The 20,642-nt window shown below is 59.8% G+C and carries 15 protein-coding genes; 8 read left to right on the forward strand and 7 right to left on the reverse strand.

From position 1 onward, the window contains the following. The first annotated feature begins 21 nt into the window (after window positions 1-21). The 4 genes from OHL23_RS25765 (at window position 22) to OHL23_RS25780 (ending at window position 4,875) form a co-directional block, all read left to right on the forward strand. On the forward strand, window positions 22-1,821 hold the full coding sequence (locus OHL23_RS25765) for a sodium:solute symporter family protein (RefSeq protein WP_263354922.1): 1,800 nt from the start codon (window positions 22-24) through the stop codon (window positions 1,819-1,821). Between the two features lie 11 nt (window positions 1,822-1,832). Beyond that, the gene (locus OHL23_RS25770; RefSeq protein ID WP_263354923.1) at window positions 1,833-2,048 is read left to right on the forward strand and encodes a hypothetical protein; all 216 of its coding nucleotides are present in this window, start codon (window positions 1,833-1,835) and stop codon (window positions 2,046-2,048) included. 136 nt (window positions 2,049-2,184) lie between these two features. After that, complete coding sequence (locus OHL23_RS25775; protein WP_263354924.1) at window positions 2,185-3,612, forward strand: L-fucose/L-arabinose isomerase family protein; 1,428 nt, start codon at window positions 2,185-2,187, stop codon at window positions 3,610-3,612. 108 nt (window positions 3,613-3,720) lie between these two features. Further along, entirely contained in the window at window positions 3,721-4,875 is a 1,155-nt protein-coding gene (locus OHL23_RS25780; protein ID WP_263354925.1) for a M24 family metallopeptidase, read from the forward strand. A gap of 31 nt (window positions 4,876-4,906) precedes the next feature. Here the strand turns inward: OHL23_RS25780 and OHL23_RS25785 are convergent, their stop codons facing one another. Beyond that, window positions 4,907-5,866 (reverse strand): COX15/CtaA family protein, encoded by a 960-nt coding sequence (locus OHL23_RS25785; RefSeq protein WP_263354926.1) that lies wholly within the window; start codon window positions 5,864-5,866, stop codon window positions 4,907-4,909. A 257-nt stretch (window positions 5,867-6,123) separates the two neighbouring features. Here OHL23_RS25785 and OHL23_RS25790 point away from each other — a divergent pair, with 257 nt between their 5' ends. After that, the gene (locus OHL23_RS25790) at window positions 6,124-6,534 is read left to right on the forward strand and encodes a hypothetical protein (protein ID WP_263354927.1); all 411 of its coding nucleotides are present in this window, start codon (window positions 6,124-6,126) and stop codon (window positions 6,532-6,534) included. 85 nt (window positions 6,535-6,619) lie between these two features. On the opposite strand, the gene OHL23_RS25795 is transcribed toward OHL23_RS25790, so the two are convergent. From OHL23_RS25795 to proC, 5 genes are all read right to left on the reverse strand, one after another. Next, window positions 6,620-7,858 (reverse strand): acetate/propionate family kinase, encoded by a 1,239-nt coding sequence (locus OHL23_RS25795; protein ID WP_263354928.1) that lies wholly within the window; start codon window positions 7,856-7,858, stop codon window positions 6,620-6,622. Window positions 7,859-7,886: 28 nt separating this feature from the next. After that, window positions 7,887-10,310 (reverse strand): phosphoketolase family protein, encoded by a 2,424-nt coding sequence (locus OHL23_RS25800; RefSeq protein ID WP_263354929.1) that lies wholly within the window; start codon window positions 10,308-10,310, stop codon window positions 7,887-7,889. 187 nt (window positions 10,311-10,497) lie between these two features. Then, window positions 10,498-11,331, reverse strand: a complete 834-nt coding sequence (locus OHL23_RS25805; RefSeq protein ID WP_263354930.1) for a glycosyltransferase family 2 protein — start codon at window positions 11,329-11,331, stop codon at window positions 10,498-10,500. 108 nt (window positions 11,332-11,439) lie between these two features. Then, window positions 11,440-12,561 carry an acyltransferase family protein gene (locus OHL23_RS25810; RefSeq protein WP_263354931.1) on the reverse strand — a complete coding sequence of 374 codons (1,122 nt, stop codon included), beginning with the start codon at window positions 12,559-12,561 and terminating at the stop codon, window positions 11,440-11,442. A gap of 14 nt (window positions 12,562-12,575) precedes the next feature. Then, a complete protein-coding gene (gene proC / locus OHL23_RS25815; protein WP_263354932.1) occupies window positions 12,576-13,430 on the reverse strand; it encodes a pyrroline-5-carboxylate reductase in 855 nt (284 codons plus the stop codon). 169 nt (window positions 13,431-13,599) lie between these two features. On the opposite strand from proC, the gene OHL23_RS25820 reads away from it, so the two are divergent. Then, window positions 13,600-13,932, forward strand: coding sequence for a pentapeptide repeat-containing protein (locus OHL23_RS25820; protein WP_263354933.1), 333 nt, complete (start codon window positions 13,600-13,602; stop codon window positions 13,930-13,932). A gap of 22 nt (window positions 13,933-13,954) precedes the next feature. Here OHL23_RS25820 and OHL23_RS25825 read toward each other — a convergent pair whose 3' ends face one another. Continuing rightward, window positions 13,955-15,442 carry an APC family permease gene (locus tag OHL23_RS25825; protein ID WP_263354934.1) on the reverse strand — a complete coding sequence of 496 codons (1,488 nt, stop codon included), beginning with the start codon at window positions 15,440-15,442 and terminating at the stop codon, window positions 13,955-13,957. Window positions 15,443-15,531: 89 nt separating this feature from the next. On the opposite strand from OHL23_RS25825, the gene OHL23_RS25830 reads away from it, so the two are divergent. Together OHL23_RS25830 and OHL23_RS25835 are read left to right on the forward strand one after the other, a co-directional pair. Then, entirely contained in the window at window positions 15,532-18,360 is a 2,829-nt protein-coding gene (locus OHL23_RS25830; protein ID WP_263354935.1) for a PIG-L family deacetylase, read from the forward strand. Between the two features lie 384 nt (window positions 18,361-18,744). After that, the gene (locus tag OHL23_RS25835) at window positions 18,745-20,601 is read left to right on the forward strand and encodes a hypothetical protein (protein ID WP_263354936.1); all 1,857 of its coding nucleotides are present in this window, start codon (window positions 18,745-18,747) and stop codon (window positions 20,599-20,601) included. The last annotated feature ends 41 nt before the right edge of the window (window positions 20,602-20,642 follow it).

The raw sequence follows: 20,642 nt of genomic DNA on the forward strand, positions 1-20,642 counted from the left end.
CGCTCCCACGCAGGTGATCGAATGCTTCAGTTCGGAATGACCTCAAACCTCGCCAGCGGCGTGCTGTCTCAGGCAGCAGCCGTTTTCCTGGCAAACGGTGCGCCTTCGCTGGCCCACCTGGGCCTGCTCGACATCGCGGTGATCGCGATTTACTTCGTGATGGTCATCTGGATCGGCTATTACCTGAAATCGAAGGCAAGTACCAGCGAAGAATTCTTCATGGCCGGCCGCGAAATGACGGCATGGATCGCCGGGTTGAGCTTCGTCTCCGCCAACCTGGGCTCGCTGGAACTGATGGGCTGGGCCGGCTCGGCGTACCAGTACGGCATTCTGGCTGCGCACTGGTACTGGATCGGCGCGATTCCCGCCATGCTGTTTCTGGGCATGGTGATGATGCCCTTCTACTACGTCTGTAAGACCCACTCGGTGCCGGGGTATCTCAAGATGCGCTTCGGGCAGGCGTCGAGCGTGGTGGCGGCTTTCTCGTTCGCGTTCATGACCGTCCTGATGAGCGGGGTGAACATGTTCGCCATGGCCGAGGTGATGAAGGTCGTGTTGGGCTGGGACCTGAACTTTTCGATCATCGTCTCTTCAGTGGCCGTCGCGGCTTATGTGGCCCTGGGAGGGTTGCGCTCGGCGATCTTCAACGAGGTGCTGCAGTTTGTGCTTATCTGGGGCGGGGCGCTGCTGGTGCCGATCCTGGGCCTGATCGAAGCAGGCGGCTGGACAGGGCTGAAGACGAAGATCGCGCACAATATCGCGACGGGCGCGATCCCGATGGGCGACTACACACACATGTGGCGCAGCATGGGCCACTTTCAGGACAATCCGATGGGCGTGCACTGGACGGGCATCGTCTTCGGTCTCGGATTTGCCATCAGCTTCGGTTACTGGACCACCGATTTTCTTGTCGTCCAGCGCGTTCTTGCCGCTAACAGCCTGCGCTCAGCGCGGATGGCTCCGATTATCGGCTCCTTTTTCAAGATGGCCGTGCCCTTTATCGTGATTCTGCCCGGCCTGCTTGGCCTGGTCGTCCTGCAGAACCCGGACGGCAGCCTGATGAAGTTGGTTGGCGAAGACATAGTGAAGGCTAATCCGGCTGCGGGCCTGCACAGTTACAACGAAGTATTGCCGCTGATGCTGGTGCGCTATTGCAGCCCCGGCCTGCTAGGACTTGGAATCACAGCGCTGATTGCCGGATTCATGAGCGGCATGGCAGGCAATGTAAGCGCCTTTTCCGCGGTATGGACCTACGATATCTACCAGCCGCTGATCAACAAGAGAGCGAAGGACGAGCACTATGTCGCCGTCGGACGCTGGGCAACGATTCTTGGCGTGATCATTTCGATCTTTGCGGCCTACATGGTGATGAATGCCAAGGGCATTATGGACTACGTGCAGGCGCTCTTCAGCTTCTTTATTGCGCCGCTGCTGGGCGCTGTGCTGATGGGCATGTTCTGGAAGCGGGCCACGGCGGCAGGCGGTTTCTGGGGGCTGCTGACAGGCACGCTAACTTCGATTGGGCTGTTTGCGTGGGTGAAGGCAGACCCTTCGGCTCTGCGTTATGTGGCCTTATCGCCCTATGCGAAGGACATGGCAGAGAATATGTACCGCGCGCTTTGGTCGATCAGCGTGACCTTCATCGTGATCTTTGTCGTCAGTATGTTTGGCAAGGCGCGTCCGGTCGCGGAGTTGGATGGCCTTGTATACGGCGCTACCAAGATTCCGAAAGAAGAGCCGGTTCCCTTCTATAAGAATGAGTGGTACTGGGCAGCCGTGGCCATCGTGGCGTTTGTCGGTCTTCAAATCATGTTCTGGTAAGGAGAGAAAAGATGAAATCTACGGATATCTCAATCTGGTTTTTTATCGGCGTGCTCCTGACCATCTACGGGGTACTGATCCTGGGCTATGGGCTGTGGGAACTGATTACGGGCAACGTTGCTAATGTGGTTCTGGCCAATCTTCATGCGCCTGTGTGGTGGGGAGCTATCATGCTTGCGCTCGGGATCTTTTATTCGGTGCGGTTTCGTCCGGGCAAGGAGATTTGACCGGGTACTTTAGCGGAGAGTGAGACTCGGCCAGCGCTGACGGCTCATCGATCCGAAACGATCAGTAATCACTCCTCAACAAGTAATCAAACAATCAGATCGAATGAGACAGTCTCAATGACAAGGAGCAATTGAAATGGCAGCGCAAAGGACAATGACCTACGGTGTGGTGGTAGGCAATCGCGGATTCTTCCCGGACCATCTTGCGAAGACGGGACGTGAAGAGATTATTACGGCGATTGAAGCGGCAGGAGCCAAGGCAATCGTGCTGACGGCACAGGAATCGAAGTTTGGCGCGGTTGAGACGTTTGCCGAAGCACAGCGCTGCGCTGAGCTTTTCAAGAAACACGCCGAGGAGATCGATGGCATCATCATCACGCTGCCCAACTTTGGCGACGAGCGCGGAGTAGCGGATGCGTTGCGTCTCTCCGGCCTCAAGGTACCCGTGCTGGTGCAGGCTACGCCCGATAAGAGCGATGCGATGACCATCGCTACGCGGCGGGACAGCTTCTGCGGAAAGATGAGCGCCTGCAACAACCTGATGCAGTACGGGATTCCCTACTCGCTGACTACGCTGCACACAGAGGCTCCGGCTTCGCCTGAGTTCAAGGCGGATCTGGAGTGGTTTGGCGCGGTCTGCCGCGTTGTGAAAGGGCTCAAGAACCTGCGCATCGGCTCCATAGGCGCGCGTCCCCAGGCATTCAACACCGTCCGCTACTCCGAACGCATTCTGGAAACCAGCGGCATCTCGGTCATTCCGATCGATCTTTCTGAAATCCTAGGCCGCATCAACAAGATGGGCGATATGGACGATGCCGCGCAAGCCAAGCTGGCGGCGATCAAGAGCTATGTCACGACCTCCGGCATTCCCGATGCCGCGCTGCTCAAGATGTCCAAGCTGGGCGCGGTGATCGATGGCTGGATGAAGGAAGTCGCGGTGACGATCTCCGCGGTGCAGTGCTGGACTTCGCTGGAGGAGTATTTCGGCGTTGTGCCCTGCACCATCATGAGCATGATGTCCAACGACCTGATTCCATCGGCATGCGAGGTGGACGTGCCCGGCACGCTGAGCATGTACATGCTGGCGCTGGCTTCGGGCACACCTTCTGCCCTGCTTGACTGGAACAACAACTACGGCAGCCATCCGGATAAGTGCGTGTGCTTCCATTGCTCTAACCTGCCGAAGCACTTCTTCAAGGAGGTCCGGATGGACTTCCAGGAGATCATCGCCGGGACGGTGGGCAAGGAGAACACATTCGGAACCTGCGTGGGCCGCGTCAAGAGCGGAGCGATGAGCTATGCACGCTACTCGACGGACGACCGCCGGGGTGTTATTCGCGGGTATGTCGGGCCGGGCCAGTTCACGGACGATCCGCTGACGACCTTCGGCGGAGCCGGCGTTGCGGAGATTCCCAAGCTGCAGAAGCTGCTGAAGTATATCTGCCGCGAGGGCTTCGAGCATCATGTGGCTGCGAACTTCAGTGATGTGTCGAAGGCTGTGCATGAGGCTGCCAGCCGCTATCTGGGTTGGGAGAGCTATTACCATCCCGGGCTTGAGGATTAAGTTGCGGTACGTCTCCCAGGGCGCTGGCGAAATCTGTCAGCGCCCTGTTTTCTTTGTGGGAGATGGAACTGATAGATTGAAGAATATTTGAAGAGGGGAAAGCACTGGATGAGTACGCGAATTCGCAGGAGCCTGGTTGTCAACGACGCTACGCTGGTCACAGAAGAAGCATGGAACGCTGAACTGGAGGCGAAACATAACCAGGTGGTTGAGTGGCTTCGCGCTGAGCGGCTTGATGGGCTTCTGCTCAGACGAAATGAGAATATCGCCTGGCTGACTGGCGGCGCAGTAGAGTTGCGCGTGCTCACTCCAAGCGAGACCGGTGTGGGCGCGTTGCTGGTGACTGACGAGGGCGCGCGCTACTACTTCACCACGGCCAACGAGGCTCCGCGGCTGCATGACGAAGAGTTCGGCTATCTCGACTTTGAGCCGGTGATCTTTCCCTGGTATGACAACGACACCGAAGACAAAGCGCTGCAACTCACGCGCGGCAAGCTCGCTTCGGACGTGCCTTTTCCTGGCAGCTTTCCTGCGCATATCGCTCCGCTCCGGGCTGGATTGCAGGAGACGGAGATTGCCCGCTTTCGCTGGCTAGGCGCGCAGACCGCCGATGCGGTGACCGCGGTTTTGCAGCAGCTTGAGCCGGGACTGACCGAGTATGCGATGGAGGGTCAAGTGGCCGCCGCGCTGCTTAGCCGGGGGATTCTGCCGTCGGTCTACCTGATGGCCGTGGATGAACGAATCTACAAGTACAAACATGCGGTTGCGCGTGGCAAGCATCTGGAGAAGTACGCCATGCTCAATCTTTGCGCGCGCAAATGGGGACTGACTGTTTCTATCACCCGTTTTGCGCACTTCGGGGCACTCCCGGCAGAGCTGGCGGACCGCTTCCACGCCTCGGCGCAGGTCAATGCGGCGCTGCTCGACGCCAGCCGCGTTGGAGCCACCTCGGCGGAGCTGTTTCGCGTGGCGGCGGATGCTTATGCCCGCGAAGGCTTCGCCGGAGATGAGCAGTTGCATCACCAGGGCGGCGCGACGGGCTATGGGGAGCGCGAGTGGATCGCCACCCCCGATGGCCGGGAGACGGTGGTCAATCATCAGGCGTTTGCGTGGAATCCCAGCATTCGCGGCGGCAAGGTTGAAGACACGGTGCTGCTGCGCGACGGGCAGATTGAGTTGCTGACGCCTACGCCGGAGCTGCCGGCACTGGAGTCGAGCGCGAATGGGAACAGTTATCCGGCTACCGGGGTGTTGATACTCTAAGTGGCTTTGGAGATTTTGGAGACGCTGTAGCCTAAGCCCTTGCAGACTTTGGCAGCAGCGTCAGCCTTGCTGTGAGCACGACCAGCGCCGTCCAGAGCACGTCTGCGCCCAGCAGGTGAATTACCTGCATCCAGACCGGCGCAAGCAGCCAGACGTCGAGCGCTCCAAGCAGATACTGCACGGCAAGCAGAGCGACAACCAATGCGGAAAGACTGCGGTTGTCCCATGGCCCGCCACGGCGGGAGGCGCGAATCAGCACCCAGATGAGAAAGATGCTGGCCATGATTGCCACCGTGGGATGCGTCCAGCGCCAGCGTAGCAGCCAACTGCTTTCGGCAGAAAAATCCTGTTGGAGCGAGTTACCGAAGGAGGTCGCGGGGAACAAGGTGTCGCCGAGCGCGGCCATCGATCCGGTGACACCGACGATCATCACCGAGATCATGCCGACCGTAGTCCCGATGGGATGGTTAATGCGAACGTCGCGCCAGCGAAGGCCGGTTTTACGCGCGAGAAAATGGGCGGCCATGGCGAGGGCAGCGACCAACAGTAGAGTATTCGAGAGATGCAGCGCCAGCATGGGAGCGCGAAGCGGGGACTGGCTTTGTGCCGTGAGTCCAAGCTTCACAAGCAGCGCGCCGAGCAAACCCTCCGTCAACGTAAAGAAGACCGCAGCTCCTGCGGCCCACCGCGCCAGATGGCCTGAGATCGTCTTGCGCCAGGTCCAGGCGAGCAGGCCGAGGACAAAGATCAGGTCCAGAGCGGCAGTCACGCGGTGGGTGAATTCGATCATGGTTTGGATGGTGGGAGACTGCTGCAAAACAGTGCCGTTGCAAAGCGGCCAGTGATCGCCGCAACCCGCGCCTGAGCCGGTGGCGCGGACGATTGTGCCCCACAGGATGGTGGCGACAAAATATGCGAGAACGCCCCAGGCGAAGCGGCGCAGAGCGACCGGAGGCGTCCGGTCAGAGATGCTGATGGCTGCGATGGTCATGGTGCAACGCCTCCTGCGCTTCTCTCCAGTTTAGACGACAAGCGGCCTGGGTTGCTGGAAAGCACTTTCCTCATGTGAGTTCCAAGTGAGTTGAATGAATCGCAAATCGGACCAACGCGATAAGTCCCGTAACTCCTCTTGTCTGCACCTACGACAAGAGTGGTATTTGCGTCCCGGGATTTCCTGCTACTACTAGGTGGGTATTCATTTCCAACTCCCAATCCATTTATGTCGGGCAATCGAAGAGGAGAAACTGGATGTCCATGTTACTTCAGATCACGTGGACGGGCATTCTGAGTCTGTATCTCGTGGAGTGCCGCGCATATTTTCGTGAGCGGAATCTGAGGAGTTGGGAAGGCATCGTTGGCCAGATTCATTTCGAGGCGAACGATCAGCGCCGCGACGATCTATCCTTCTGGGCTGAGTTCCTCGCCACGACGGAGGATCAGATGCACGAGCATTCGCGCAATTTCGGGCGCCTCTGGAGCCTGTTTCGAGACGCTCGCATCGTGCTCGAAATGACTGACTATGCGGAGCGCAACAACAATTTGGGGCCCGCGGCTGTTGAGCCTGCGGAGATTGCATCGCTACGGGAGGATGCCATGCGCGTTCGCATTTCCACGGTCAGGACGCTTGCCGGATCGGTCTTACCCAGGTCACGCCACTAAGTCGCAAGTAACTGAGCGGTGGCTTCCGAGTCAACTGGAAAGACTTATTTAGACAATTTCGGTTGAGAGCGCGTTTCACTCTGACTTATTGCTGCGTCTCCAGCTGTTCTTTCAAGAGCCGGCAGACGTGATTGACGATCATCAGATCTTCTGCCGGAGGGATTACCAGCACGGTCGCCGATGAACCGCTGGCGGAGATTTTGGCTTCTCCGCGAGCCTGGTTCAACGTCGGATCGAGCAGAATGCCAAGCGGTTCAAGTCCCGCACATATCTCGGCCCGTGTGGCGGAATCATTCTCGCCGATGCCACCAGTGAAAACGAGCATATCTAGGCCACCGAGAACGGCGACGTAGCTGCCGATGAACTTGCGAATGCTGTAGGTGAACTCATCGACTGCAAGACGGGCATCGGCGTTGCCCTCGGCGATAGCCCGGCGCAGTGAACGCATATCGTTTGTAAGTTTGCTTACGCCGAGCAGGCCCGATTGCTTGTTAACGATCTTTTCCAACTGATTCGCGGCGTCGACGGTGCTTGTAGCCCTACCGGCAAGGTCGCGCAGAATGTAGAGGAGGACGCCGGGATCGATGTCGCCTGTGCGGGAGCCGGAGATGATTCCGCCGGTGGGCGTGAGCCCCATGGAGGTATCAATGCTCTGCCCATCGAGAATGGCGGAGATCGAAGCGCCGTTGCCGAGATGCGCGACGATCAGGCGTGCGGGGACATATGGTTGTAAGTGGGCCACGATGGACTCACACGATAGTCCGTGCGCGCCAAAGCGGCGAATGCCCATCGCGCTGTATGCCTCCGGAATCGGCAACTGGCGCGCGACTGGCCGCAGATTGCGATGAAAATAGCTGTCGAGACAGACGAAGTTGGGGACATCGGGAAATTCGCGCAGGACCTGCCGCATGATGTAGATTGCGACCGGCGTATGCAGCGGCGCAAAGGCTGTGTACCGCTCCATTTCGTCAATCAGTTCCGGAGTGAGGCGTTGATTTTCAGTGACTGTCGGGCCGCCGCAGACCATGCGATGCCCGATCGCTGCCGGAGGCGGGAACGGCGGTTGCTTGAGCGCCTTCGCTATGAGCGCAAAGCCAGCATCCAGGTCAGGCACGACCGGCGCTTCATCCACCAGCTTTGTGCCGTTGGCATCCTGAGCGTACGACTTGATCCAGAACTTGCCGCGATTCTCTCGCGCGTTTGCTCCGATATCTTCAACTTCGCCTTCGAAGAGCTTCCGGCGCTCGCTTCCTGCTGCTTCATAGACAGAAAATTTGATCGAAGAGGAACCGCTGTTCAGCACCAGTACCGGCAAGGTCGCCATGAAAGCTCCTCGAAAGAAGAATGGATTACTAGCGGGCTGACCACTTCCAGTTCCGAATCTCGGGCAGATCCTGTCCGTTTTCCGCGACATAGAGCCGGTGCTTCTGAATCTGCTCCGAGTAACGCTGCCGGGCGGCATCGGCGAGATGCGCGAGGCGGGGAATATGCCGGATGGCATCCTGTGTGAGCTGGTAGCGATCGATGTTGTTCCTAACGCACATGTCGAAGGGAGTCGTGGTCGTTCCCTCTTCCTTGTAGCCGCGAACGTGGAAATTGTCGTGACCGTGACGCCGGTATGTCAGGCGATGGATGCACCAGGGATAGCCGTGGAAGGCGAAAATTACGGGCTTGTCGGCGGTGAACGCCAGATCGAACTCCTCATCCGGAAGTCCGTGGGGATGCTCGGAACTGGGCTGTAGGGTCATCAGATCCACGACGTTGACGACGCGGATCTTGATATCGGGAACCTCTTCGCGGAGCAGCATGACCGCAGCCAGGGTCTCAAGGGTCGGCACGTCGCCGCAGCAGGCCATCACCACGTCCGGCTCTCCGGGATCGGAAGCCCATTGCCACACGCCGAGACCGGTGGTGCAGTGCTGCACAGCCTCGTCCATGGTGAGCCACTGCGGGGCGGGCTGCTTGCCAGCGACGATGAGATTGATGTAGTTGCGGCTGCGCAGGCAGTGGTCGCCGACGGAGAGCAATGTGTTCGCGTCCGGAGGAAGATAGATGCGAGCGATATCTGCCTTTTTGTTCAACAGATGGTCGATGAAGCCAGGGTCCTGGTGCGAAAAGCCGTTATGGTCCTGCCGCCAGACGTGGGAGGTAAGCAGGTAATTGAGCGAGGCGATGGGCTTGCGCCAAGGAATCTCGCGGGTGACTTTGAGCCACTTGGCGTGCTGGTTGACCATCGAATCCACGATGTGGATGAAGGCCTCGTAGCAGGAGAAGAATCCGTGGCGGCCGGTGAGCAGATAGCCTTCCAGCCAGCCCTGGCAGAGATGCTCGCTAAGCACCTCCATCACGCGGCCTGTCTCGGAGAGGTTTTCGTCGACCGGCAATGTCTCGGCCATCCAGGCTTTGCCAACGCCAGTGATCACGTCCTGAATACGGTTGGAAGCGGTCTCGTCGGGGCCGAAGACGCGGAAGTTCTTGTCGGCGAGGTTGGCCTGCATGACGGCGTGCAGCAGTTTGCCGAGAATGCGCGTGGATTCGACGTCTTCCTGCCCGCGCGCATTGGTGTCGATCTTTACTTCGAAATCGCGGAAGTTGGGTACGATGAGCGGCTTCATCAGCAGGCCGCCGTTGGCGTGAGGATTCATGCCCATGCGCCGCAGTCCCTTAGGTGCAAGATCGGCCAGATCGTTGCGGAAACGGCCTTTTTCGTCGAACAGCTCTTGCGGCTTGTAGGAGCGCATCCATTCGTCAAGCAGCCGCAGGTGATCCGGTTTTTCGAAGATTTCAGAGAATGGGACCTGGTGGGCGCGCCAAGTGCCCTCGACCGGCTTGCCATCAACAAATTTCGGGCCGGTCCAGCCCTTGAGAGTGCGCAGAATCAGCATGGGCCAGCGCGGGCGTTCGAGTTTGGTCGCGTCCTGTCCCGGTTCGCGGGCTGCTTTCTGGATTGCCGCGATGCGGTCGAGCATGATGTCGAGAACGGCGGCCATCTGCTGGTGCATCGTCTCGGGATCGTGCCCCTCCAGCGTGAAGGGCTCGTAGCCGTAGCCGCGCATCAGGTCTTCCAACTCGAAGTGTGGAATGCGAGCGAGAACCGTAGGATTGGCGATCTTGAAGCCGTTAAGATGCAGGATGGGCAGCACCGCGCCGTCCGTTGCCGGATTGAGGAATTTGTTGGAGTGCCAGCTTGCGGCCAACGGGCCGGTTTCGGCCTCGCCGTCGCCTACGACGCAGGCGACGAGCAGGTCCGGATTGTCATAGGCTGCGCCGTAGGCGTGCACCAGCGAGTATCCGAGTTCGCCGCCCTCGTGGATTGACCCCGGCGTCTCGGGTGCGACGTGGCTGGGAATACCCAGCGGCCAACTGAACTGGCGGAAGAGCCGCTTGATGCCGTCCGCATTCTGCTCGACGGCGGGATAAAGCTCGGTATAGGAGCCTTCGAGGTAGGTATTGGCCACGATCCCCGGGCCGCCGTGGCCGGGGCCGATGATATAGATCATGTTCAGGTTGCGCTCGTTGATAGCGCGATTGAGATGGACATAGAGAAAATTCAGTCCGGGAGTGGTGCCCCAGTGGCCGAGCAGGCGCGGCTTTATGTCGTCCAGCGTGAGCGGCTGCTGTAACAGCGGATTGTCTTTGAGGTAGATCTGGCCCACGGAGAGATAGTTGGCGGCACGCCAGTAGGCGTCCATTTTGGCCAGGATCTCGGGGCTGAGTGTTGCTCTAGTTTCGGGGGTGATTTGCGCCTCGTCTGTGAGAATTGTCTCTTCCGCCATGCTGCACCTCGCTGGAGCGGCTGATGGATTACCGGGGAGATTTCCATCAACGCCCGTTCACAGCGATGCTAGCAGCCCTATAGGAAAGGTCTGTGTGATTCGGGACACATTCTAAGTGGAGGCGCTTTGAATGGGAGATTGCGTCGTCGGCGGCTGATAATTTCATCTCCCGTTCATATTTTGGGCTCTATTTTCCTGGCTTCGCGACGTTGCGTTTCTCCCAAATCTTGGCGTCGATCAGGAAGCGGAACCAGAAGGTTTGCAGGACCCAGAAGATAAAGCCTTCGGTGCCGTCGAGGAAGCCGAGTTTGAAGAAGAATCGGTAGCCAAAAAGGGCAAAAGGCCGCACGAAGAGCGGGAGATTGTTGTATTTCTCGCGCAGGGCGCGTTTGCGCTGCGCCGGATTTCCTTTGGAGTCGGCGACAAGACGGCCGGCCTCATGCGCGGCATCCATTTCGGCGACTTCGCCATCGGCCCAGCGATTGTGGCGCGCGGTCCACTCCGAAAGGCTCATGGCGATGTCGTCTACCATTACGCCGGGAAGTTGGCCGTTGGTTCCGCTAAGGAGGAGAAAATGCTGATCGTACTTGCGGTCTTCGCATCGGCCAATGCCGCTGCGAAAGAGACGCAGGTGCCAGGTGGGGCTCATGCCTCCGTGACGCAGAACACGGCCGAGAAACTTGACGTAGCGGGGGACGAAGTAACCCGAGTGCTCCGGGTCGTCGGGCAGGGCGAGGATGGCGGCGACCAGTTCGTCATCCATGACCTCATCGGCGTCGAGGTGAAGCTGCCATTTGCGGGTAATAGGAAGGTTGTCGATGGCCCAGTTGCGCTGAGCGCCATAGTTTTCAAAAGCATGTTGCACGACCTTTGCGCCGTGCGACTCGGCCAGCGCCACGGTGCCGTCGGAGCTAAAGGAGTCCACTACGAATATTTCGTTTGAAACCTGGCGGGCGCGGGTCAGGGTTGTGCCCAGAGTGTCCTCGGAGTTGAAAGAAAGCAGAATAACGGTGGGCTGCATATACCTCGATGCTATTCGATCCCCGCCTTGAAGCCGAAGCAAAAGCGCTTTGCAGGGTGAGGCTGGATGATGTCTTCCCGCACTTTAAGACGACTCGAAATACGTGACTTAAGTGCTCTTGAAATATCGCTTGAGCTTCAGAATCTGCGATTCGAAGCCGTACCAGAGCGCTGTCGCGACTGCCGTCGAAGCCACTAGGCGCAGGGCGACGATGGCCAGATTCCCTGCGATTCCGATGTGGTACTTGTCATCCAAACGGGCATCGAAGTTCCCGAAATACACGAAGACCAGGATGTGGGTCATATACATGCCGTAGCTGATCTGTCCGTAGAAGGCCAGCGGGCCGCGCCTGAGAACGACGGCGAACGGGTTTCGCGAACCGGTTCCGGCGATGGCTGCGAGAACTACCCCGGCAAATGCGAGGGCCAGCGCGGAATCGAGGAACGACGTGCCGCCTGCGATGGTCGCGGTCGCCCAGAAGCCGGCGACAGCAGCGGTCAGGCCGATCCAGAGCCAGACGCGGCGCGAGAGATTCAGCCGATCGAGACCGAGCGCAAGCAGGCTGCCTAGGGCGATTCCATCGAGATGGATTGCGGTGTGGGTGCCATTCAGCCAGTGCGGGTGAAGATAGCGCACCAGCGGCGAGACGGCAAGCATCGCCAGCAGGATTCCCGGCAGAAGCCAACGCTGTAATCGTCCTTTGACGAAGCGAGCGGAGCCCAGCAAAACTAGTGGCGCCCAGACGAAGTAGTACTGCTCTTCGATTGCCAGCGACCAGGTGGGGCCGAGTGTGCCGGGGAGCGGGGTGTGGCGCAGGTTTTGGAGAAAGAGCACATAGGCCACCAGCGTCTTCCAGTGGCTCTGATGCGCCAGCGTATCGCCCAGAAACCATTCCGGCACTGCATAGCAGACGGCAAGCAGCAGAAAATACACCGGCCAGATGCGCAGCGCCCGCCGCGCGTAGAAATTGCGGAAATAATGCGGCTTGTCACGCGACTCGATCAGGATGGAAGTGATCAGAAAGCCTGAAAGCACGAAGAAGAGATTCACGCCTGCCCATCCCCAGAGAGAGGCGTAGTGAATCCAGGTGCCCTCAAGCCGCGTATGGCAGTGATAGACAACCACCGCCAGCACCGCCAGCCCGCGCAGGCCCTGCAACTCGGGGATGTAGGCTGGCAGCCACTGGGGGCGCTGACTGGTTCGGGACGGGATCTGGATGGAATTGCTCAAGCGAGTGAAGGCTCTTAACCCGCGGCCAGTTCTTTGGCTCGCTGCGTGGCGCGCATGACGGCTTTGATGAGCGTGACGCGCAGGCCGCCTTCTTCGAGTTCCAGAATGCCGTCGATGGTGCAACCGGCTGGAGTGGTGACGGCATCTTTGAGCAGCGCCGGATGGTAGCCGGTGTCGAGCACCATCTTGGCTGCGCCAAAGGTGGTCTGCGCGGCGAGCAGCGTTGCGGTATCGCGCGGCAGGCCGACCTTGACGCCGGCCTCGGCCAACGACTCCAGGATGATGTAGATATATGCCGGACCGGAGCCGGATAGCCCCGTAACTGCGTCCATGTGCTTTTCGTCCACGGTGACGGTGCGGCCGACGGTTTCGAAGATGCGCCGGGCCAGATCCATCTGCGCGTCGGTCACGAAACGGCCGCGGCACAGCCCGGCGATGCCTGCTCCCAGCGCAGAAGGCGTGTTGGGCATGGCGCGAATGACGCCGATTTCGATCCCGGCGGCTTCTTCGATCGAATCCGTCTTCACGGAAGCGGCGAAGGAAACGATCGTTTTCTGCGGCGTGAGCGCCGGACGAATCTGCTTCACAAGGTCCGCAACCTGTAAGGGCTTTACACCCAGCAGGATCAGATCGGCCTGCTGCGCGGCGGCCAGATTATCGGTTGAAACATCGACGCCCCATTGCGTGGAGATCGCCAGGGCACGCTCGGCGTGCGCGACGGTGGCATGAATCTGATCGGGAGCGAAGAGGTTCTGCTTCAGAAATGCCTGAAGCAAAATGCCGCCTATCTTGCCGGCTCCGAGCACGGCGACGCGGACGTTGGGCAACTGCGCGGGAATTTCGACTGCCGGTACGGCGATTTCAGACACGGTGTATTCCTTTTGCCGAAAAGAGTTGCGAATTGACTTCTTTTCAGAATAACCTTTCGCCGCGCTCCGAGGCTGCGTCCAAGGCAAAAGCCTGGGCTTGCGACTCGCACATTGGTTTTCCGACCGGCTAGTATGGATGACGCGATTGATTTGCAGAAAGGGGTTCGGGATGGCGACCCAGGATACCGTCCAGTTAAATCAGGTCAACCAGCGGCTCGAGGTCACGCAATCCTGCTTGTCCTATTCCACGTTCAAGGACGTCAACCTATCCAATGCGAGCTTTGACGACATCAATTTCTCAGGGGCATCGATCCGGAACGCGAACCTTTCCGGATGGCGCGTCCGGGATGTCAGCTTTTCGGGGCTTCAGATTACGCAGGCCGATCTGCGCGGCGCTTCTATTTCGGAGTGCCTTCTGGAGGGAATGACCATCGACGGGATCGTTGTTTCAGAGATGATCGCCACGTACCGCAACCTGCATCCGGATACCCGCTTGAAGTAGTAAATGCCTCAAGATTTGCCGGTCAAGGTTTGCCGGTGTCGGATTGCCCGGCGCTCACAAACGGCCAGTCTCCACGGCCTCGCGCGCGAATCATATAAATCACGGTCCCGCTGGCGGCAATCGCGGCGGCTGCTCCCAACTCCCGCAGCGGGTTAGGCCGATACGCGAGAATGAAAAGAAATCCGGCGATTGCGGCGAGCGGCGGCAACGGGTACAGCGGAATTCGAAATGGCCGGGGCAGGTTGGGCTGTTTGAAACGCAGCCAGATGACTCCGGCCTGCTGCAATAGAAACTGCAGCACGATGCGAATGACGACCAGCAGCGTGATCACCTGGCTCAGCGAGAAAAAGCAGAAGCACGTCGCCACCAGGCCGAGCGCGATCAGCGAACGGTGAGGAAATCCGTGACGGGCGTGCACTGCGGCAAGTCCTGAGAAGTAGTTCCCGTCGCGGGCGGCGGCGTAGGGCACGCGCGAGTAGCCGAGCAGCAGCGAAAAGACCGACGCAAAGGCGCTCCACAGGATAAGCGCGGCAAGCGTTTGCCCAGCGACGCGTCCGAAGGCGGATTGGGCGATTTCCGCGACCAGCGAGAGGCGCGATTGCACGCTCGCTTTGGCTGCAGCCGAGGAAACAGCACCCAGCGACGGCAGCACGGCCAGATTCATCGTGACATATAAGGTAGCGACCACTGCGATGGAGATGAGGATTGCGCGGGGAATGGTCTTCTCGGGCCGCTTCACCTCCGAGCCGAGAAAACAGATGTTGTAGTAGCCCCAATAGTCGTAGCAGGTGATCATCGTCGCCTGCGCCAGTGCCGACAGAAGCGTGCCCGATGGCCCCGCGGCCAGGTGGGAGAATGGCCACACCCCGACGCTGCCGGAATCGATGAGGCCGTGGCGCGCACCGTTGACGAAGCCGGAAACGATGACGCCGGCCAGGGTGAGCAGCACACCGGCGAAGAGCACCCACGCCATCCTGGTGATTGAGGTGAGGTTGCGATAGAGCAGCGAGGTGACCAAAATACAGGTTGCGGCGGCAACGAGGTTTGTCCCGTGCAACTGGGGCAGGGCGGCGAATGGCTGAGCGGCCAGCGGCGGCCAGATGTAAGCCAGAAAGGTCGCCAGGCCAATGCAGCCGGAGGCGATGGATAGCGGCGCGGAAAAGCTGAGCTGCCAGACATACAAAAAGGAGATCCACCGGCCCGCGCCATCTTCGCCGTAAATCTGGCGCAGGAAGGCGTAGGAACCGCCGGCACGCGGAAATGCCGCGCCCAGTTCGGCGCAGACTAGGCCGTCGCAAACGGCGATGAAGGCCCCGAGCAGCCATGCCCAGACGGCGAATCGGCTGCCTGCAGCAGCTATGACAAGCGGCAGGGTCAGAAACGGACCCACCCCGATCATGTCCATCATGTTGAGAGCTACGGCGGAAGACAGGCCGATGCGGCGCGACAGACCGCCAGAGTGCGACTGCGCTTCGGAGCTCGATCCTGAGGGGACTGCGGATAGGGTCATCAGTTGAGAAGATTCAGCTAACGGAAAGACGTCGCTACCGGCGTGCAAGGATTCGTACAGGCTGCCCGGATTGTACACTGGCGCTAGAGATGAAATACGCCCACACGACTCAGCAGGCAGTCACCTGGCTGGCCCTGGCCAGCATGATTTCGTCCACCGTAATCGCACAGCAGCCCGTACCGCCCGTGCCGCGCGCCGAAGCTACAGAGATCGCGCTGCCGCTGCCGGAAGATCGCGGGGCCGCTGCGCTGGAGCAGAGCCTGAAGCGTCTCGGCACGTGGGCCAGCCTGATGATCATCATTGCTCATCCGGATGACGAGGACGGCTCGATGCTCACCTACGAAACGCGCGGCCACGGCGTGCGCGCCTCGCAACTGACGCTGACGCGCGGCGAAGGCGGCCAGAACGCGATTTCCGCCGACGCTTACGACGCGCTGGGCATCATTCGCACCAATGAATTGTTGCGGGCTGACCAGTTCTACGGCGTAAAGCAGTACTGGGGCACGGAGGCCGACTTCGGATTTTCCAAGACCAAGGAAGAGGCTTTTGCGCAGTGGGGACACGACCGCGTGCTTTACGACGCCGTGCTGGCGATTCGCCGCGAACGTCCATTGGTGCTGGTCTCGACTTTCGTCGGCGGCGTGACCGATGGCCACGGTCAGCATCAGGTTTCGGCGGCCATTGAACAGGAAGCATACCGCGCCGCAGGTGATCCCAAGGTATTTCCCGAGCAATTTGCCCTGGGCGTGAGACCATGGTCGCCCCGCGCAGTCTTTTCCAGGATGCCCTTCGCGCCTGTCTCTTCCAAGGGCATGTTCGACTACGCCACAGGCAAGTGGGCCCCGATGAAGTTCTACAACTACGTCACGCAGGAGTGGTCGGACAAGGAACTCTCGACCGATGTGGAGATACCCACAGGATCGTATGACCCGGTGCTCGGCCGCAGCTATACGCAGATCGCACGCGAGGGGTGGGGCGAGCAGAAATCGCAGAATGGCGGCGGCAATCCTACGCTCTCCGACGGCGGCGAATCCGAATATCACCGCTGGGCGACGAGCGTGCAGGGGCTGAGCGGCGTTCAGAAGAGCTTTTTCGCCGGGATGCCGACCGGCATTGAGGGCCTTGCCTCGCTGGTCTCCGCGCCGCCCGATTGGCTGAAGAGCGGCCTCGCCGGTATCGCGACCCAGGTTGACGCGGCACAGAAGCAATATGTTGCCGCAAACCCCGAGGCGATAGCGCCAGTGCTCAAGGCAGGCTACCAGGCGACGCTTGCTCTGCGGCAGCGCGTCACGTCAAGTCAGATCCCTGGTCGCGAGCGCGATGACCTCATCGCCGAGTTGAACCTGAAGATGGAGCAATTCCAGCAGGCTCTCACCCAGTCCCTCGGACTGGACCTGCAAGCATTTACCACCCGATCCACGAGCATCGGCGGAGGGCCATTCGGCGGCGGAATCGACGAAACCTCTCGCAGCGTCTCGCCGGGAGATCGCCTGGAAGTTCGCATTCACACCGGGAATGCCACCAAGGCTGCCAAGCTGGAACGAGTCTGGCTCGAAAGCAGCGACGGCCATGGATGGACTTCGAAAGAGTCGGCGGCAAATGGCGTGGCGAATCCGGGCAGCGACGTGACTCTTGAAGCGCGCGTGCCGGAGGACGCAACGCCTACGGAGCCATATTTCACCCGGCCCAGCATTGAGCAGCCTTATTACGACGTTTCGCGGCCAGAGTGGCGCGGGCGGTCTTTCGCTCCTTATCCGCTGACGGCGTGGGCCGAGTTCCGTTACGAAGGCGTTCCCATCCGGCTGGGGGAAGTGGTGCAGACCATGCAGCGCCAAGTGAGCGTGGGCGGCATCTTTGAACCGCTCGTCGTGACCCCGAAAATTGGAGTTCGAGTCTCTCCTGAGTCCCGGATTTTGCCTCTCGACGGCAGTCCGCTGCCAGTCCGGGTGACGGTGCATACCGAAGGCCCGGCTGACGGCGAGGTGCGTCTGAAAGTGCCGGAGGGCTGGACCGCAACCCCGGCTGAGGCCGAGTTTCATCGCAAGGTCTTTGGCGATACGGCAGCGATGCTCTTTGAGGTCAAGCCTCCTGCGGGTTTGCAGGACTCCTCCTTCATGATTCAGGCGGAAGCCGAGTCCGACGGTCGCAAATACGAGAGCGGCTGGCAGTGGACGGGTCATGCCGGCCTGCGTCCCTACAATATGTACCGCAAGGCCGAGATCAAGACCCGCGCTGTCGATGTCAAGGTGGCTCCGGGACTGCGCGTCGGCTATGTCATGGGCACCGGTGACACCGTTCCGGAAGCGATGGAGGGGCTAGGAGTTACGCCGCATCTGCTGACCAGCAGCGATCTAATGTCAAGCGACCTGTCTGCGTGGGACGTCATCGTGCTGGGGATTCGCGCCTACTCGGCGCGCCCCGAACTTGGGATGGTTCAAAACCGGCTCGATGCATTCGTCGAAGGCGGCGGGACTTTGATCGTTCAATATCAGAGCGGCACCTTCCCTGCCCCGTTTTCGCTGGCCATGGGCCGCACTCCGGAGCGTGTTGTGGAGGAATCCGCACCGGTGAAGATCCTCGACCCGCAGAACAAGCTGCTGAGCTGGCCGAACCAGATCACCTCGCACGACTTCGATGGCTGGGTCGAAGAGCGCGGCCACTCCTTCCTCGATTCCTGGGATGCAGCCTACACACCGCTCACTGAGACCGCAGACGCAGGCCAGGATCCGCAGCGCGGAGGATTGCTCGTCGCACATCCGGGAAAAGGGACGTATGTCTACATGGCCTACGCGGTCTACCGCCAGCTTCCTGAACTGGTGCCTGGAGCGTACCGCCTGCTCGCTAATCTGTTAAGCGCGCCGAAGGCAGGCGCAACGGCATCGGGGTCTGTTCCCGCGACTGGCACCAACGGACGTTGAATCAAATCGATGAATTATCGCTTTATTCGCGATAATTCATCGAACTGCAACATTCAGTACTTCCAAGCCACAAATTAACGCAAATGAAATACGCGTTCGACCGTGATTCGTTAAATATTCATACAACTCTGACATCCTCAATTGGGATTCCGCACTTGGAACGGGAAAGTAATTCTGCTTCTCGCTCGGCACAAGTCGAGAACTCGTGCCCGGGAAATCAGAACTCTTTAGTTTTTAGTAGGTTATGCGTCCTCATCCCCCGGATGGCGCCGAAAAGGGCAGGAAAACAGACATGGAGCGAGGCTTCCTCATCTCTTCCACGAACTCGTTTACTCAGGCGTGCACCTTGCCGATTTCATCACGCATTCAATTCAGAGAGGCTCAATGAACATCAAGACAAAAGCAATCGCTGCGGTAATCCTGGCAGCGGGATTCACTTCGTTTTACGCCAATGCGGCTGACCCCGCGCCAGCTCCGGCCGATAAGAAACATGCGAAGCACGTGGCCAAACCTAAGCCGGTTCCTCCAGCAACTGCGGCAGAGTTGGAAGAACTGAAGCGGGAGATGGAGACACAGATCAACACGCTCAAAGAGCAGCTCTCCGACCGCGACGCGCAGCTGAAGCAGGCGCAGGATGCGGCCGCTGCCGCACAGGCAACTGCGGCTCGCGCCGAGGCAGCAGCCAATTCGCAGCAGCAGGCGGTGACAGAGAATGCTAACGCAGTTTCGACGCTCAATTCGACCGTAACCGATCTCAAGTCGAACCAGGCCAGCCTTGTCACCACCGTCCAGGACGGTCAGGCCCAGGTCAAGAAGGCAATTGAGAATCCAGACACACTGCATTTCAAGGGCATCACGATTTCGCCCACGGGCAGCTTCGTGGCGGCCGAAACCGTGTGGCGTCAGGGAGCCACGGGCGGTGATATCAACACTCCGTTCACCGGTGTTCCGCTTCAATATTCCGACGATGCGCAGATGAGTGAGTTCCAGGGTACGGGCCGTCAGTCGCGTATCGCACTCCGTGCAACCGGCAAGCTCGACTCCATGACGATGACCGGCTACTACGAAGCGGACTGGCTCGGCACAGGCATCACCTCGAACAACAACCAGTCCAACAGCTACGTACTACGCCAGCGGCAGCTCTGGGCGGATGCTCTCCTGAAGAACGGTTGGGATTTCTCTGGCGGTCAGGGTTGGTCCCTGGCGACTGAGACCACCCAGGGCCTGACGAGAGGAAGCGAAATTCTTCCGGCGACGATCGACCCCCAGTACGAAGCTGGCTTCGTATGGACCCGCCAGTACAGCTTCCGCGTGAGCAAGGACTTCAACCACAAGTTCTTCATCGGCGCCTCGGCTGAAAATGCAGAAACCCTGAACCCCGCAGGCAGCGGCCTCCCGACGAACCTGCTCATCGGCTCCGCCGGTGTCAGCGGCGGCCTCTACAACGCCACGGCAAACTACTCCTTCAACTTCGCTCCCGACTTTGTCGGCAAGATCGCCTTTGAGCCCGGCTGGGGTCACTGGGAAGTCTTCGGCATCAGCCGCTTCTTCCGCGACCGCATCTATCCGAACGAAACCTGCACCACCTCCGCCAGCGGCACCACGACGTGCACCAACGCGACTGGCGCCTTTAACGACGTTGTTCCCGGCGGCGGCATCGGCGGCGGCTTCCGCGCTCCGCTGGCCAACAAGAAGATCTCCATCGGCCTCAAGGGTCTGTATGGCAAGGGCGTAGGCCGCTATGGCTCCTCCACCATTGCCGACATCACCCTGCGGCCGGATGCCATCATCGATCCGCTGAAGGCCTTCTCGGCCCTCAGCACCGTGGAGCTGACCCCCACGCCGCGCCTGATGATTTATCTGAACTACGGCGGCGATTACGTCTATCGCGACTACTACGGCAAAGAGGGTTATGGTTCGCCCCTCACCAGCATGACCGGTTGCAACGTGGAACCAACGCCCACCACGGCGGCGGCGGGAGCCTACGGCGGCGGCGGCACCGGGTTCGACCCGTCTACCCCAGCCAGCTGCGGCAATCAGAACAAGGACGTGCAGGAGTTCACCGCAGGCACGTGGTACGACATCTACCGCGGACCCATGGGCCGTATGCGCTATGGCCTTCAGTACAGCCGCTTTGAGCGCGACCTCTGGTCTGGCGCGGGCGGAACAACCAACCCCGGCGGCGGAGCGAACGGCATCGACAACATGTTCTGGACCAGCTTCCGCTACTACCTGCCGTAAGCTGCTTCCAACCCAAACTCGAAAGGGGCGCTCGATACAGA

This window comes from Acidicapsa acidisoli, assembly GCF_025685625.1.
Classification (GTDB): Bacteria; Acidobacteriota; Terriglobia; order Terriglobales; family Acidobacteriaceae; genus Acidicapsa; species Acidicapsa acidisoli.